Origin of the sequence: Joostella atrarenae (genome assembly GCF_021764745.1) — a bacterium.
Taxonomy (GTDB): domain Bacteria; phylum Bacteroidota; class Bacteroidia; order Flavobacteriales; family Flavobacteriaceae; genus Galbibacter; species Galbibacter atrarenae.
On record NZ_JAETXX010000002.1, the window covers coordinates 271,090 to 287,424 of the forward strand.

The 16,335-nt window shown below is 32.2% G+C and carries 18 protein-coding genes; 11 read left to right on the plus strand and 7 right to left on the minus strand.

The features are described 5' to 3' along the window. Window positions 1–72: 72 nt before the first annotated feature. The 5 genes from JM658_RS05810 to JM658_RS05830 all read left to right on the plus strand — a co-directional run bounded on the left by JM658_RS05810 (window position 73) and on the right by JM658_RS05830 (window position 4,765). Entirely contained in the window at window positions 73–1,434 is a 1,362-nt protein-coding gene (locus tag JM658_RS05810; protein WP_236958302.1) for a DEAD/DEAH box helicase, read from the plus strand. An 8-nt stretch (window positions 1,435–1,442) separates the two neighbouring features. Continuing rightward, a complete protein-coding gene (locus tag JM658_RS05815; protein WP_236958303.1) occupies window positions 1,443–2,390 on the plus strand; it encodes an EamA family transporter in 948 nt (315 codons plus the stop codon). Between the two features lie 72 nt (window positions 2,391–2,462). Next, window positions 2,463–2,771 carry an EF-hand domain-containing protein gene (locus tag JM658_RS05820; protein ID WP_236958304.1) on the plus strand — a complete coding sequence of 103 codons (309 nt, stop codon included), beginning with the start codon at window positions 2,463–2,465 and terminating at the stop codon, window positions 2,769–2,771. 66 nt (window positions 2,772–2,837) lie between these two features. Next, window positions 2,838–3,737 carry a LysR family transcriptional regulator gene (locus tag JM658_RS05825; protein ID WP_262911744.1) on the plus strand — a complete coding sequence of 300 codons (900 nt, stop codon included), beginning with the start codon at window positions 2,838–2,840 and terminating at the stop codon, window positions 3,735–3,737. 71 nt (window positions 3,738–3,808) lie between these two features. Beyond that, on the plus strand, window positions 3,809–4,765 hold the full coding sequence (locus JM658_RS05830) for a YeiH family protein (RefSeq protein ID WP_236958306.1): 957 nt from the start codon (window positions 3,809–3,811) through the stop codon (window positions 4,763–4,765). 191 nt (window positions 4,766–4,956) lie between these two features. Here the strand turns inward: JM658_RS05830 and JM658_RS05835 are convergent, their stop codons facing one another. The 3 genes from JM658_RS05835 to uvrA all read right to left on the minus strand — a co-directional run bounded on the left by JM658_RS05835 (window position 4,957) and on the right by uvrA (window position 8,979). Further along, window positions 4,957–5,604 (minus strand): peroxiredoxin-like family protein, encoded by a 648-nt coding sequence (locus JM658_RS05835; protein ID WP_236958307.1) that lies wholly within the window; start codon window positions 5,602–5,604, stop codon window positions 4,957–4,959. 72 nt (window positions 5,605–5,676) lie between these two features. Next, window positions 5,677–6,138 (minus strand): copper resistance protein NlpE, encoded by a 462-nt coding sequence (locus JM658_RS05840; protein WP_236958308.1) that lies wholly within the window; start codon window positions 6,136–6,138, stop codon window positions 5,677–5,679. A gap of 63 nt (window positions 6,139–6,201) precedes the next feature. Continuing rightward, window positions 6,202–8,979 carry an excinuclease ABC subunit UvrA gene (gene uvrA / locus JM658_RS05845; RefSeq protein ID WP_236958309.1) on the minus strand — a complete coding sequence of 926 codons (2,778 nt, stop codon included), beginning with the start codon at window positions 8,977–8,979 and terminating at the stop codon, window positions 6,202–6,204. A gap of 411 nt (window positions 8,980–9,390) precedes the next feature. On the opposite strand from uvrA, the gene JM658_RS05850 reads away from it, so the two are divergent. Both JM658_RS05850 and JM658_RS05855 read left to right on the plus strand, forming a co-directional pair. Continuing rightward, window positions 9,391–9,972 carry an RNA polymerase sigma factor gene (locus JM658_RS05850; protein WP_236958310.1) on the plus strand — a complete coding sequence of 194 codons (582 nt, stop codon included), beginning with the start codon at window positions 9,391–9,393 and terminating at the stop codon, window positions 9,970–9,972. Between the two features lie 55 nt (window positions 9,973–10,027). Further along, a complete protein-coding gene (locus tag JM658_RS05855; protein ID WP_236958311.1) occupies window positions 10,028–10,171 on the plus strand; it encodes a hypothetical protein in 144 nt (47 codons plus the stop codon). A 61-nt stretch (window positions 10,172–10,232) separates the two neighbouring features. Here JM658_RS05855 and JM658_RS05860 read toward each other — a convergent pair whose 3' ends face one another. Continuing rightward, complete coding sequence (locus tag JM658_RS05860) at window positions 10,233–10,886, minus strand: endonuclease III domain-containing protein (RefSeq protein ID WP_236958312.1); 654 nt, start codon at window positions 10,884–10,886, stop codon at window positions 10,233–10,235. A gap of 56 nt (window positions 10,887–10,942) precedes the next feature. Between JM658_RS05860 and bcp the strand changes: the two genes are divergently transcribed. Then, window positions 10,943–11,398, plus strand: a complete 456-nt coding sequence (bcp, locus tag JM658_RS05865) for a thioredoxin-dependent thiol peroxidase (RefSeq protein WP_236958313.1) — start codon at window positions 10,943–10,945, stop codon at window positions 11,396–11,398. Between the two features lie 65 nt (window positions 11,399–11,463). On the opposite strand, the gene JM658_RS05870 is transcribed toward bcp, so the two are convergent. After that, window positions 11,464–12,924 (minus strand): TonB-dependent receptor, encoded by a 1,461-nt coding sequence (locus JM658_RS05870; protein WP_236958314.1) that lies wholly within the window; start codon window positions 12,922–12,924, stop codon window positions 11,464–11,466. An 86-nt stretch (window positions 12,925–13,010) separates the two neighbouring features. On the opposite strand from JM658_RS05870, the gene JM658_RS05875 reads away from it, so the two are divergent. Genes JM658_RS05875 through JM658_RS05885 form a run of 3 tightly spaced genes read left to right on the plus strand, consistent with a single transcriptional unit; the run spans window position 13,011 to window position 15,245 of the window. Continuing rightward, window positions 13,011–13,775 (plus strand): MBL fold metallo-hydrolase, encoded by a 765-nt coding sequence (locus JM658_RS05875; RefSeq protein WP_236958315.1) that lies wholly within the window; start codon window positions 13,011–13,013, stop codon window positions 13,773–13,775. 19 nt (window positions 13,776–13,794) lie between these two features. Continuing rightward, a complete protein-coding gene (locus JM658_RS05880; RefSeq protein WP_236958316.1) occupies window positions 13,795–14,289 on the plus strand; it encodes a hydrolase in 495 nt (164 codons plus the stop codon). Between the two features lie 5 nt (window positions 14,290–14,294). Continuing rightward, window positions 14,295–15,245: a TerC family protein gene (locus JM658_RS05885; protein ID WP_236958317.1), complete on the plus strand. Its 951-nt coding sequence runs from the start codon at window positions 14,295–14,297 to the stop codon at window positions 15,243–15,245. Window positions 15,246–15,276: 31 nt separating this feature from the next. Here JM658_RS05885 and JM658_RS05890 read toward each other — a convergent pair whose 3' ends face one another. Together JM658_RS05890 and JM658_RS05895 are read right to left on the minus strand one after the other, a co-directional pair. Further along, the gene (locus tag JM658_RS05890; protein ID WP_236958318.1) at window positions 15,277–15,933 is read right to left on the minus strand and encodes an SdpI family protein; all 657 of its coding nucleotides are present in this window, start codon (window positions 15,931–15,933) and stop codon (window positions 15,277–15,279) included. Window positions 15,934–15,937: 4 nt separating this feature from the next. Next, window positions 15,938–16,192 carry an autorepressor SdpR family transcription factor gene (locus JM658_RS05895; protein ID WP_236958319.1) on the minus strand — a complete coding sequence of 85 codons (255 nt, stop codon included), beginning with the start codon at window positions 16,190–16,192 and terminating at the stop codon, window positions 15,938–15,940. Window positions 16,193–16,335: the final 143 nt, after the last annotated feature.

Genomic DNA, 16,335 nt, shown 5'->3' on the forward strand with positions numbered 1-16,335 from the left:
GTTTTAAGTCGTTAATAGCGCGGTAGTAATTTAGTCCTAAAGAAAAGGAATAGTAGTAAAATATAAGTAAACATGAAGTCTTTCGAAGAATTTAATATATCTAATCAGTTACGTTTTGCAATAGAAGATTTAGGTTTTGTAAATCCAACGCCAATCCAAGAGAAGGCATTTCCGGTTGTAATGTCTGGAAAAGATGTGATTGGTATCGCTCAAACGGGAACAGGAAAGACTTTTGCTTATATGCTTCCTATTTTACAAGGGTTAAAATTTTCTAAGCAAGTTAACCCACGGGTGCTAATTATGGTGCCTACAAGAGAATTAGTGGTGCAAGTGGTAGATGAGATTGCGAAGTTTAGTAAATACATGAATATCCGTGTGGAAGGTGTTTATGGAGGTACTAATATTAATCGTCAGAAGCAAGCCTTGGCGCAAGGAACAGATATTATTGTTGCGACTCCTGGAAGATTGTACGATTTAGTTATCAGTAGAGCTGTTCAGTTAAAAGAAGTTAGAAAACTGGTTATAGATGAAGTTGATGTGATGTTAGATCTTGGTTTTCGCTTTCAGTTGAATAATATTTTTGAATTGCTGCAAGAGCGAAGACAGAATATTATGTTTTCTGCAACGATGACAGATGAAATTGAAACACTTATAAACGATTTCTTTAGAGGTACAGAGAAAGTTTCTGTTGCAGTAAGTGGTACACCTTTAGAGAATATTGAGCAGACATCGTATAGTGTTCCAAATTTTTACACAAAAATCAATCTCTTACATCATATTCTAAAAGACAAAAATATTTATAAGAAGGTTTTAGTGTTTGTTTCTAATAAAAAAAGCGCCGATTTATTGTTTAGCGTTCTTACAGAGAACTTTAAAGACGACGTTTGTGTAATCCATTCAAATAAGACACAGAACTACAGATTGCGTTCTATTGAAGAGTTTGAACAAGGCATACATAGAATACTGGTCACTACAGATGTTATGGCGCGTGGATTGGACCTTAATAAGATTTCTCATGTATTTAATTTTGATACCCCAGGCTTCCCAGAGAATTATATGCACCGTATTGGTAGAACTGGTAGAGCAGAAGAAAAGGGGAGTTCTGTTTTATTTTTTACTGAAAAAGAAGAAGAAAATAAGATTGCTATTGAAGAATTGATGAAGATGGAGATTCCACTTTTACCAATCCCTGAAGAAGTGGAGATTTCTACACGACTTACTTCGGAAGAGCAACCTAGAATAATAGAACCAGATAATCCACATAAGAAGTCTGAAGATGACGTTCCTGGACCTAGTTTTCATGAAAAGAAAGAGAAGAATAAAAAAACAAATCAAGGGGGATCTTATAAACGTACTATAAAGCTTAAATACAAGAAGCCTAAAACCCGTGGTGATAAGAATTATAATAAGCGTAATAAGAATAAAAAGAGGTAGTTAGGGATATGATAAAATCTTCCAATGCAGTACTTATAGTTCTTGCTTTTATTGCTATTTACGTTATTTGGGGATCTACATATTTCCTAAATAAAATTGCTGTATCAGAGCTGCCACCTTTTATGCTTGCTGCTACAAGGTTTATAACAGCAGGTATCCTAGCATTCATAATTGCTAAAATTGCAGGTTTGGATATTAAAATTTCAAAAAAGCAATTTAAAAATGTTTCGATAGCTGGTTTTTTGTTCCTAACCTTAGGAAACGGATTTGTTGTTTGGGCATTAAAGTATGTAGATAGTGGGTTTGCAGCTCTAGAAATCTCGGCGCAACCATTGGTGGTTTTACTCTTATTACGAATATTAGAAGGTAAGAAAATCAAGTTAATGTCTTTTATAGGTGTTTTTCTAGGTATTGTAGGTATTTACCTTTTAGTAAGTCAGCAATCATTAATGGATCAAGGAAATAGTGCTTTAGGAATTGGAGTTATCTTTTTATGTATGACAAGTTGGGCTTACGCAAGTATCTTTGTTTCTAAAGCCGAACTCCCTAAGAATTTCTTTGTTAATTCGGCATATCAAATGCTAATGGGCGGTGTTTTTCTGCTGATATTTAGTTTATTTGCTGGAGAGGAATGGGTTGTTCCTACGCAATGGAGTGGTCAAGTTCAAATTGCTATGTTAGCTTTAATTCTCTTCGGAAGTATAGTAGCATTCACTTCTTTTAATTATTTACTCCGAGTAGTTTCTCCAGAGAAAGTTGCTACTTCCACTTATGTAAATCCGATTATAGCTTTGTTTTTAGGTTGGTTTTTATTGGATGAATATGTGTCAATGCAATCTATTATTGCAGCGATGATATTATTAACAGGAGTCTACTTTATAAACACGAAAAAAACAATTATGATATTTTCTAGATTTACCAATAAGATAGATAAGAAATATCATGATAAGTTATAATTCTTTATTTTTTAACAGAATTAAACCTTTTTTATTCTACGTGGTCTAAATGCTATTAAAATAATTATAGCCATGACTGAAAAAAATATCAGAACTATTGCTTTTATAGCTATTACGATGATTTCTATAAATTCTTTTGCGCAAGATAGACAGCGTGGAGGTGGAGAAAGAAGACAACGTCTTTCACCAGAAGAGATGTTTGAAAAATTAGATGCCGATGAAAATGAATTGGTAACTAAAGAAGAGCTTTCAGAAAATAAAATGGGAGAGCGATTGCTTGAAAATTTTGATGCTATCGATACAGATGAAAGCGGAGATATCAAATTAGAAGAATTAAATGCTTTTATTGAAAAACGTAAAGCTGAGAGAAGAAAATCTTAATATTCTTCATTAAAAAAACTATAAAGCTAGCATTATATTCAACAGATACTATTACTTTTGTTTATAATGTTAGCTTATAAACTTCACATTTTCAACACGGTTGCTATGCGCTTGAGTTTCTCAAAAGCCGCAGAAGAGCTTCATATTACGCAACCAGCAGTTACAAGACATATAAAACAATTAGAAAGTCACTTTAAGCAAAAGCTATTTGAGCGTAAAGGGAATAGTATTGAACTGACCAAGGCGGGCAATCTGTTATTGGTTCATGTTAAGGAGCTTTTAAAGTTGCACAGAGCTCTTGAATTTGACATGAATGCTTTGAATGACAATACAGAAGGGCGTTTACAGATTGGGGCAAGTACCACAATTGCACAATATGTGCTGCCAGAGGTATTAGCGGGTTTTCATAAGATGTATCCTAAGACAAAAGTCACGCTTATAAATGGTAATACAGAAGCTATTGAGCAGAAAGTATTAGATCAAACAGTGGAGATTGGTTGTATTGAAGGTCATTCTAAAAACAGACAACTGTCATATCATTCATTTTTAAAAGATGAAATCGTTTTTGTAGTCGCAAAAGGACATTCGTTGTATAATAAGTCAGAAATAACTTTAAATGAAGTAAAAACACAACCTTTAATTATACGAGAGCGTGGTTCTGGTACTTTGGAGTTTATATTGAAAGCGCTAGAGGAAAAAGGAGTTTTTGAAAAAGATCTAACTATAGAAATGCAATTGGGGAGTCCAGAAAGCATTAAGTCTTACATTAAAGACAAAAGAAGTGTTGCATTTATGAGCGTGAATACTATTTTGGATGAATTGAGTAATGGGAGTTTAAGAATTATCGATATCCGTGATTTTTATATTAAACGAAACTTTAGTTACATCGTAAAACAAGGGAATCAATCTTCATTATCACAACTCTTCATTAACTATCTTGAAAACCATTATAACATTTTGTTATAGTAGATACATATTTATCATTTGACTTCGCTTACTAATGGCAGTACTTTTACATCAGTTAAAAATGAAAACTGATGATAGAAAGAGTATTATTATTTATTGAAGAACACCCAGTTATTAATAAGTTTATATTCATAGCCTTAGCTTTGTTGTGTATATCACCTATTGTAACTCCAACAATAGCTTTAGCTTTGGGGATAGTTTTAGCACAATTAATTAAAAATCCGTTTGAAGAGGTAAGTAGTAAAGGAACGCAATGGATGTTGAAAGCTTCTGTTGTAGGTTTAGGATTCGGAATGAATGTGAATAGTGCATTATCCGCAGGGAAAGAAGGATTTTTATTAACAGTAGCTTCTATAGGTCTTACACTTACCTTAGGATTGTTGCTAACAAAATTTCTTGGAATTGATAAAAAAATAGGAAAGCTCATTAGTTCTGGTACTGCTATTTGTGGAGGAAGTGCTATTGCAGCAGTTTCACCGATTATAAAGGCGAATTCAAAGCAAATTTCGATAGCTATTGGAATTGTTTTCTTGTTAAATTCTATCGCCTTATTTATTTTTCCAAGTATAGGGCATTATTTTAATCTTACACAGCATCAATTTGGGATGTGGAGTGCTGTTGCAATTCATGATACTAGTTCTGTTGTAGGTGCAGCAGACATCTATGGAGACGAAGCTTTAAAAGTGGCAACAACAGTAAAATTAGCTAGATCATTGTGGATTCTTCCTCTCTCTGTAGTATTTGCAGCAATAGGAAAACGAGGAGCAGGAAAAGTAAAGATCCCTTATTTTATAGGACTCTTTATACTTGCTATTATTGTAAACACCTATATTCCTGCTTCAGAAATTATAGCTCCGTATATGGTAATCATTTCTAAGTTGCTGCTAACATTAGTGCTATTTTTAATAGGAACTACTTTAAATTTCAGTTCATTGAAGCAAGTGGGAGCAAAGCCATTACTATTAGCTATCAGTATCTGGGCGTTTGTATCAGTATTTTCGTTATTTATAATATTGCATTCTGCTTAAATAGAGTTGTTAGGATTATCGTAAAAAAAAGAAAACCCCACTGTTTGAATAAACAAACGATGTGGAGTTTTCTCAACTAACCAACCAAAAAAAAATTCAACTATGAAATTTAATGTCCACATTTTCAGTGGTATTAAACTATATTATAGTATTCAAACAGCGTGCCAAAACCCACTGATTGAGTATTTTAACTATTTATTTGCTTTTAGCGCATTAAGAATTTCTTCTGTATCTGCTCTTTTTGTATAATCTTCATTTACAAATCTGTAAATAACTTTACCTTCTTCATTAATTACAAATGTTGCAGGCACTGGTAATTCATAATCATAGTTATTATTATGCTTTTTAATATCAAGTCCAAATTGTGAATAAATAGCTTTAATAGACTCTGGAAGTTGAAAAACTAAACCTATTTTTTTAGCAAATGCATTGTCAATATCGCTTAATACTTCAAAAGACAAATTGTTCTTTTCTGAAGTAGATAATGAATTATCAGGTGTTTCAGGTGTAATAGCTATCAATTCAGCACCATTTGCTTTAAATTCAGTAATTGAATTTTGTAATGCTTTTAATTCAAGGTTACAATAAGGACACCATCCGCCTCTATAAAAAGATACGATGAGTTTCTTACCATTATTAAAATCTTTCAGGTTTACTTCCTTTCCTTTAATATTTAAAAGAGTAGCATCTGGAAATGAATCTCCAACTTTTAGAGTTTTATCAGCAAAATGATCTTTCTTTAAGTCCGAAGTAGCTTTGTCCATTACTTCAAGAACTTCATTTGGAATTTGCTCTCTATTTTTATCGTTTAATGTTTTTAAATCTGTAGTCAATGACATAATAAATACTTTTTATGCTCATTAAGTCGTAACTAATATGAATATCTTACAAGGAGTAAATTAAAGAGATTATCAATCTAAATAAGTAGCTTTTTCGTAAACCAATCCTGGTCCATCACAAGCGTTCCAACCACTTTTTAGCTGAGAAGATTCGTTAAAAAAGAGTGTTTCACTATTATTAGAAGTGCACGAGCCTATAATTTTATTATTATCATTGTAATTAAGTTGAAGGTAAGCTTCGTTGTTATTTTCAACATACAAATAGGTTCCTGAACCTTCTAGCGTTGATTTACTAGCTTTAAGGTATCTAGTCTTTGTAAATGTACTGTCCTGATTAAAAGTATAAGTTTCTTGCCACTCCATATCCTGACCAGTAGTAGTTGTGTTTGGAGCGCTTCCGCGCATTTCAACTAAATACCAATTATCTACAATAGTTAAAAGAGTAGGATTGCTATCACTAGCTTCAAGATTATCATCATCGCTACTACAAGCGAAAACAAAAAAGAGTCCTATTAAAATAATAAAGTGCTTCATAAACAGGGTTTTATTGCTACTTATCTATAAGATTCAAAACCTTTGAAAAGGTTGCTTAGAATCTTATAATTTTTCTTTTAAGTAGTTACCTGTAAAGCTCTCTTTTACTTTACTTACTTGTTCTGGAGTTCCTGTAGCTACAATATTTCCGCCTTTTTCACCTCCATAGGGACCTAAATCTATAATATGATCAGCACATTTAATGAGATCTAAATTATGCTCGACAACAATAATAGAATGTCCTATTTCTAATAAAGCATCAAAAGATTTTAGAAGCTTTTTGATATCGTGAAAATGAAGTCCTGTTGTAGGTTCATCAAATATAAAGAGTGTCTTATTTTTTGTTTGTCCTTTTACAAGGAAAGAAGCTAGTTTTATACGTTGCGCCTCTCCACCAGATAAGGTTGAAGAAGATTGGCCTAAATTAACATACCCCAATCCTACATCTTGTAATGGTTGTAGCTTATTAGCGATTTTAGTTTCATTATGCTCTCTAAAAAAAGCTACAGCATCATCAATAGTCATTGTTAAAATATCATCGATATTCTTATCGTTGAATTTAACTTCTAGAACTTCCTTTTTAAAGCGTTTCCCGTTACATGTTTCACATTCTAAATGCACATCTGCCATAAACTGCATTTCGATAGTTACTTCCCCTTCTCCTTTACATGTTTCACAACGACCAGCGTCTACATTAAAAGAAAAATGTTTAGGTTGATACCCTCGAAGTTTAGATATTTTTTGTTTAGAAAACAAAGATCTTATATCGTCGTAAGCTTTGATATACGTTACAGGATTCGACCTAGAAGAACGGCCAATAGGATTCTGATCTACATATTCTACCGAAGTTAAAGAGCTGTATTTGCCTTCAATTCCAGAGAATTGTCCTACCTTTTCTCCATATCCACCAGTTTCTTTTAATATCGCAGGATATAATATTCGCTTTACAAGTGTACTTTTTCCGCTTCCAGAAACACCAGTAATCACGGTGAGTGAATTTAAAGGGAAAGTAGCATCAACATTTTTTAAATTATTTTCTCGCGCTCCCTTTACTTCAATATAGTTTTTACTAGTTCTTCGTTTTTTAGGAACAGCAATCTCTAGCTCACCATTTAAGTAATTTGCTGTAAGCGTATCAGCCTTTAAAATTTCTTTAAAAGTACCTGTTGCAGTAACAGTCCCTCCCAAAGTACCAGCTTCAGGGCCAATATCTATAATTTCATCGGCAGCCTTCATTATATCCTCATCATGTTCTACTACAATGACAGTATTACCAAGGTTTCTAAGTGATTTTAATACTTCTATAAGCTTCTCCGTATCCTTTGGGTGTAAACCAATGCTAGGCTCGTCTAAAATATACATAGATCCAACTAAGCTACTCCCAAGAGAAGTTGCAAGATTTATTCGTTGAGATTCCCCACCAGAAAGTGAATTTGATTTTCTATTTAACGTAAGATAATCCAAGCCAACGTTACTTAAAAACTCTAATCTACTATTAATTTCTTTCAATAGTCGGTTAGAGATCTCTTGATCACTTTCATTAAGTTTTAATTCATTAAAATGAACTTGCAATTTATGTAATGGCATTTCCACCAACTCTGTGATCGTTTTATCATCAACCTTTACGTAGTTAGCTTCTTTTCGTAATCTTTTACCTTTACAGAGGTCACATTTTGTTTTTCCGCGGTAGCGAGAAAGCATTACACGATTTTGGATTTTATAGCTCTTTTCTTCCAATTCTCCGAAGAAAGTAGTTAATCCAGTAAAGTATTTATTTCCTTTCCAAACAAGTTCCTTTTGTTCCTCTGTTAATTCAAACCAAGGTTTATGAATGGGGAAGTCAAATTTATATGCATTATTAACCAATTGATCTCGGTACCAACTCATACTATCACCCCGCCAAGCAAATATCGCATTGTCGTATATCGATAAACCAGTATTAGGAACAATCAAGTCTTCGTCTAAGCCAATAACATCTCCATAACCTTCACAGCGAGGACAAGCTCCGTATGGATTATTAAAGCTGAAGAGATGTACATTAGGCTCTAAAAAAGACATCCCGTCCAATTCAAATTTATTGCTAAAGTGTGTCTGTTTATTGGTACTTAAATCTTCAATGATACATTCACCTTTACCTTCAAAGAAAGCCGAGTCTATAGCATCTGCCAATCGGTTATAAAAGTCTTCATTATCGCTAACAATTATACGGTCTACAACTAAGAAAAAGTCATTTTCTATATCCTCTTCAATCTCTTCAATTCTTAGAACTTCATCTTTATATTTTATACGTGCAAATCCTTGCTGAGCCAATATTTTCAGCGTTTTCATAACGCTTCTGTCTTCAGAAATATGAACTGGAGCTAATAATAAAAGTTTACTGCGCTCTTCATGTGTTTTTACAAAATTGATAACATCTGTAACGGTATTCTTTTTTACTTCATTACCAGAAACAGGGGAGTAGGTTTTTCCGATTCTCGCATATAGTAACTTTAAATAATCGTAAATCTCTGTAGTTGTACCTACTGTAGATCTAGGATTTGTAGAGTTTACCTTTTGCTCGATGGCTATTGCAGGAGCAATCCCTTTAATATAGTCTACTTTTGGTTTGTTTAATCTTCCTAAAAATTGTCTAGCATAGGAAGATAAGCTTTCTACATAGCGGCGTTGTCCTTCAGCATAAAGTGTGTCGAAGGCTAATGAGGATTTTCCACTTCCAGATAAACCTGTTAAAACCACTAATTTATTTCGTGGGATAACAACGTCTATGTTTTTAAGGTTGTGGAGTTTAGCTCCTTTTATAATTATATTTTCTTTCGGATTAACTGTCGTAATATCTGTCATAGCAATAAAACAAAACACAAAGATAAGAATCTCTACCTAGCTTTTAGAGGTGGCTATCGATAAGAATTCGTCTTATTTTTAAAATTCATATATGTAATTGATTTATAGAGAGATGATATTCGTTTGATAAAGTCTTTTTTCTATACGTTTATATTCTCAAGATTTGATTTTCAGCATATTAATCACTGTGTTATTGTTTGATTTAGCTTCTTTTTATTGCATAATTCTAATCTATTATAGATAAATTGTTGAGAATTGTTTTTAAAATTTGTTTTTTAACAAAGAATTATCCTATATTTGAATCCGAATCAATAAAAGAGAACGCCTATTTCATAAAATTACTTTTAAACTAATGTATTAACTAACAGCTGCCTATTTAATAGGTATAGCTAGCATTTAAAAAGTAATTGTATGGAGCAAACTCTTCAAGACTCTGCCTTAGTGGCACAGTATATAAAAGGCGATGAAAAATCTCTCGAAATATTAATCAATAGACATTCACAACGTATTTTTAGTTTTATCATTTCTAAAGTTTATGATAAAGATGTTGCTGAAGATATCTTTCAAGATACTTTTATTAAAGTGATAAAAACGCTTAAGAAAGGGAATTATAATGAAGAGGGGAAGTTTCTTCCATGGGTAATGAGAATCTCTCATAACCTAGTAATAGACCATTTCAGAAGAAATTCTAGAATGCCTAAATTTGAAGGGAGTGAAGACTTTAATATCTTTTCTGTTTTAGGGGATCCTGCTTTAAATGCAGAACGACAGATTATAAAAGATCAAGTAGAGAATGATGTAAAAAAGCTTATTGAAGGACTTCCTGATGATCAAAAGGAAGTTTTATTGATGAGATTGTATAAAGACATGAGTTTTAAAGAAATTTCTGAACAAACTAATGTAAGTATAAATACAGCTTTGGGTAGAATGCGATATGCAATTATTAATTTGCGGAAAATGGTAGAAAAGAATAATATTGTTTTAACTAATTAGCACAATATAAATACAATAGCTCCGTTATTTTTATATTAATATTAAAAATTGGGGCATGGCAAAAATTTACACTTTTCAAAAATCAAAATCAGATCCATTAAAACCCAAAGAATCAACTATTGAATATTTGCTTAGTTATTCTAAGGCTTTAAGTGTTATGAAGTACAAAGAGTTAACTTTTGAATCTATTTTAAATTAAACTCTTTCTGAAAAGACCTGTTGATATTCAACGGGTCTTTTTTGTTTCTGTTCAATAGAAGTTATTTCTTAGCGTTGTAGTCCTTAATCACAGACTTTCTTCCAATAGTTTTTGTGATAATATCCTTATCTAAATCCCATCCTCGAGCAGGAGAATATTCTCGGGCATAATAGATTATCTGCAAATGTAATTTATTCCATAATTCCTTTTTAAAAAGTCGTTTCGCATCTTTTTCAGTCTGAACAACATTCTTTCCATTAGATAAACCCCATCTATACATGAGTCTATGAATATGAGTATCTACGGGGAAAGCTGGAATACCAAAAGCTTGAGACATTACAACACTTGCTGTTTTATGCCCTACGGCTGGCAGTGACTCTAATGCTTCAAAATCTGCAGGAACCTCTCCATTATATTTGTCTATTAATATTTCTGACAATCCATGAATTCCTTTTGACTTCATTGGTGACAGTCCTACAGGTCTAATAATATCTCGAATTTCCTCCACAGTTAGTTTTACCATTTGATACGGGTTTATAGCTCTATCAAATAGTAATGGAGTAATTTGGTTCACTCTTGCATCTGTGCTTTGAGCAGATAATAATACCGCAATTAATAATGTATATGGATCTATGTGATCTAACGGAATTGGAACGGTTGGATAAATCTCTTCCAAAGTATCTACAACAAAATCAACTTTTTCTGCTTTGGTCATTTTTATGTAATTTTAAACAAAAATAGTCGAACAAAGTTCAAATAAAAAAAATGTTTATGAATACACTAAAAGTAGGAGATAAAGTACCAGATTTTACGGTTCCAGATCAAGATGGAAATAATGTTTCTTTAGCTGATTATAAAGGGAAGAAATTAATTGTTTTCTTTTATCCTAAAGCAAGCACACCCGGTTGTACAGCGGAAGCGTGTAATTTAAGAGATAATTATGAGGTTTTACAGGAGCAGGGGTATAGTTTGCTGGGTGTAAGTGCCGATTCTCAAAAAAGACAAACTAATTTTAAAAATAAAAATGAATTTCCTTTTCCTCTTTTGGCAGATGAAAACAAAGAAGTAATTAATGCTTTTGGCGTTTGGGGATTAAAGAAATTTATGGGTAAAGAATATGATGGGATTCACCGTAAAACTTTTATTGTTGATGGCGACGGAATTGTTACCCGAGTTATCGATAAGGTAAAAACTAAAGATCATGCTGCCCAGCTGCTTGAATCTTAAGCATAAAAAAGAGGCTGTTATTAAATAGCCTCTTTTTTTATATTTTTTTCTTCAGAAAGTAATTCTTACGATTGTTTTTCTCCTATCGCTTTTTGTGAGTTATAATCAAACAGTCCTTTTTCTTTAATCAGTTCTGCAATTCCTTTAGGGAGCATTTCTTCCCATCCTTCATCACCTTCTGCAATCTTTTTAAGAACTTCTCTAGAGAAAATATCTAGGATAGAATCATCATAATCAAATATATCAATCACTTTTCCATTGTATTTAAAGAACTTATAAAGCTCTTTCATACGAGGATGTACTTTTAGATTATTACTAGTTGTGGTTAATCCAGTTTCATGATCTATCATTGGGTATAGATAAACTTTTAAGTCTTTGTAGAATAACTTTCCAAAAGCTTCTAGAATACCTCCACTTAAATGGCGGTAATATTTCTCATCAAATATATCTACAAGATTGTTAACACCCATTGTAAGGGCCATACGCTCTTTAGTATATTCAGAGAAATATTCTACTAATTTATAGTATTCCTGGAAGTTTGAAATCATTACAGTCTGCCCAAGAGAACATAAAAGGCGAGCTCTATCCATAAAGTCTTCTTCATCAATCTCCCCTTCGGCACGTAAATTTGATAATGTTATTTCAAAAACAACAACTGTATTATCAACATCTACCTTATTCTCCCTAATAAATATATCATAAGATTTTTTATACATATCCATATTCACCATGGTAACAGGTCTGAAGCTACCACGAAGTGCCAAGATATTTTTCTTATATAAAATAGAAGCAGGAAGGATATTATTTCCGTCAGGACCAAACATAATGGCGTCGGTCATGTTGTTTTTAACAAGCTGTAAGCTCATCAAACGGTTATCCACATTTTCGAAACGAGGACCAGTGAAATTAATAGTATCAATTTCTATGGTATCGTTATCGATATGATCATAAAGATATTTTAATAGTTTTTTAGGCTTATGGTGTTTGTAGAAAGCACCATAAATAAGGTTTACACCAACAATCCCTAATGTTTCTTGTTGTAAACGCGCTTCTGTTTGCTTGAAACGAATGTGAAGGTTTATTTCATTATAATCTTCATTTCCATCCAATTGAAAACGAATTCCTAACCAACCATGTCCTTTAAATTTCTTAGCAAAATCTATAGTAGCTACTGTATTGGCATAAGAGAAAAATATCTTATTTGGATTCTCGCTTCTAGGAATACGCTCTTCCATGAGACGCATTTCATGAGATAACATTTTCTTTAAACGCGCTTCGGTAACATACCTCCCGTCGTCTTCAACACCGTAAATGGCATCACTGAAACTCTTATCATAGGCACTCATAGCCTTTGCAATTGTTCCAGAAGCTCCACCGGCTCTAAAAAAATGCCTTACCGTTTCTTGTCCAGCGCCAATTTCAGCAAATGTTCCGTATATATCCTCATTCAGATTTATTCGTAACGCTTTGGATTTTAGCGAAGGAACATTCTCAAAGCCTTTATCACCTTTTAAAACTAATGTCATTACAATTTTATTATTTACCGCAAAGTTAAAAAGTTTACTGAAGCTATTCGGAATATAAATGATAAATTTGATAAAAAATTACAGTTTTGAAGATTACATTCCTCGGTACAGGAACATCTCAAGGGATTCCTATTATAGGTAGCGACGATCCAGTATCTAAAAGTACAGATCCAAAAGACAAACGTCTTCGGGTTTCTGTAATGATAAACTGGGGGTCTTATTGCTATATTATAGACTGTGGCCCAGATTTTAGACAGCAGATGTTAAGGCATGATGTTAAAAAAATAGATGGGATTCTATTTACTCATGAACATGCAGATCATATCATGGGACTAGATGATATTCGACCTTATTTTTTTAGGCAAGGTGATATTCCTATTTATGCCCATCAGAGGGTTTTGAAGTCCCTAAAAATTAAGTTTGATTATATTTTTGCTACTGAAAATAGATATCCAGGAGCCCCAGCCGTAAAAGAAGAAGAGATTGTAAATAACCTTCCTATTTCTTTAGGAGATAAAAAAGTAATTCCAATCAATGCTTTTCACAATAGATTGCAAGTTTTTGGATTTAGATTTGATAAATTTGCATACCTAACGGATATAAAAAGTATTGATAAGGAAGAAACTGATAAGCTGAAAGGAGTAGAGGTGCTAGTTGTAAATGCACTTAGAAAGGAGAAACATCATTCTCATTTTAATATTGAAGAAGCTCTTAGCTTTATAGAAGAAGTAAAACCTAAAAAGGCATATCTTACACATATCAGTCCGATGTTAGGCTTTCATGAAGAAGCTCAAAAGGAATTGCCTCCTCATGTTTTTATCGCTTATGATAATTTAACTATTGAAATATAAAATTTAGTAAAACCCCACTATGAGACGTAATATTTTTTTATACCTATTCTTATTCACAGCCCTTTTCGTTATTTATCAATACGTAAGTGCTAAGAAATATTTTGAAAAAGAAAATATCAGAATAGAGCGTTTAACCGCAGAGAATGAAAAGTTAACGGATTCCATAAAAACATTGACTCTAAATAATCTTGATCTTCAGTATTTTTCTTTGGATAATAATGATGATGCTCTTGCTTATTATGACGATTTAGATATAAAAAATCCTGCTCGTTATATTGCTGATAAATTATTGGAAACAAATGAGCAAAAAGGAAATAATCCCTTGGTTCCTTATGATGGAATGTCTGGAGGGCCGATGAAGATTAATAAAATAAAAGTTTTAAATCATAAATGGATAATCGCCGATTTCTCTGATGGTAAATATTGGGGAGAACTTTTTATAAAATATGAATTAAAAGAAGATATGGGAGTAGACTTCACATTATTAGATCATTTATTATACACTAGAAGTTAATTAGTATGACAGTTTGGATATCATTTATTGTTCTGATAACAATTTTCTTAGCGTTAGATCTTGGGGTTTTTAATAAAAATCCTCACGAGATTACCAATAAAGAAGCTAGTAAGTGGACTGCAATATGGGTTAGTATTGCATTGTTATTCTCCATAGTTGTATTTTTCATATTTAAACACGGTTGGGTAGAGAATGTAGATAATCTATCGCCTACCAATGCTTTTATGAAATATATTACGGGGTATTTAATCGAGTTATCGCTTAGTGTAGATAATATCTTTGTAATCGCTGTCATTTTTACTTCTTTTAAGATTCCTAAAATCTATCAACATAGAGTTTTATTTTGGGGAATTATTGGAGCTATTGTATTCCGTGCATTGATGATATTCTTTGGAGTATTTCTAATTAAAAAGTTCGACTGGATAATCTATGTTTTTGGGGTTTTCCTTATTTATACAGCTATTAAATTGGCAATGGAAAAGGATGACGATTCTTATGATCCCAAGCAGTCTTTTGTTTATAAAGCAATAAGAAAGGTGATTCCTGTGACTCCAGTTATAGAAAGTGAACATTTTTTCGTTAGAAAAAAACATCTTTTAGTAGCTACACCATTGTTTATAGCACTTATTGTAATAGAATTTACAGATATTCTTTTTGCCTTAGATAGTATTCCGGCAATATTAGCGATTACATCAGATCCATTTTTGGTTTTTAGTTCCAATATAATGGCAATCTTAGGACTCCGATCTATGTATTTCTTTTTGGCAAATATGATAGAGCGCTTTGGATATTTAAAATACAGTCTTGTTGTAATACTTACTTTTGTTGGGATTAAAATGATACTTTCTCATCATGTGGAAATACCAGAATGGCTATCGTTAGCCGTTATTGGAGTTTCTTTGGCTGCAGGTGTATGGTTTTCATTGCATAAAGAGAAGAAGGCTGAAATTAACTAGCATAGTAATATAAAGTGCCGTCATTTATAAATTAAGCACCTTGTTCTATTTGTTTTTCTTTGTTGAAAATTACATATGAATATATAATAGGGATGACTGTGATTAGTATGGTAACGCCTAAGAATATTCTGAAATTAGTAGCTTTGTCTGAGATTAAACTAGATAATACAACAATAATTCCTCCGATAAACCATAGTATACCGCCTAATTTATGAGTTTTCTTCCATACATTATCATTTTCTAGTGTCCACGGAGTTCTTATTCCAATAAAGTAATTTGCTTTTATTGTCTTGAAGTAATTCCCGAATATAATGTAGAGAGCACCTATTAACAATACTATATAATTAGGGTTTGAGAGCGATTTATTTTTTATGGAATAAATTATATATAAAGCCAATATCGACATCAATATAGTTAGTAATGTCTTTAACGACTGAAGCTTATTCCTCATCTTAGTTAGGTTCTTTTTAGGGCCGATTATAGGAATAATTAAAAACGTTATGTAAATAAGTAGCGGTAATAATATGGGTATCATTATAATTTCAATTCTATCGCCATACCTATCTATCTCACCTTTATAATTCCAGTGCATTGGGACTTTTGCTGGTAATTCAGACCAGATATAGGCTAAATAAATAAAGGGTAATAATACAATTCCAATTAACGGTAGTTCTTTTTTTAGTTTCATTTGGTTAATTTTTTAAGTTAACAATCCAATTTATTAAGTCTTCTAATATTGTAGTATTTAAAGAGTATTCTACAAACTGCCCCTTTTTCTCACTCGTTATTAAGTCTGCTCTCTTTAAGATATCCAAGTGGTGAGAAATACTAGGCTTTGAAATATTAAAACGCTCTGCAATTTCTCCAGCATTCATATCTTTTTCTTTCAATAACTCTACAATTTTCCTGCGAGTTTCGTCATTAAGAGCTTTAAATAGCGAGTTCATTCATTAGATTTAGTTATTTAGATAAATATCTAAATATTCTTTATAAAATCCTAATAAACAAATAATTATTATAATTTTAATTGAACTGTACAGTAGGAGGTAGGACTATTATCAATAGTTTGATAAATAGAAAACAATGAAAA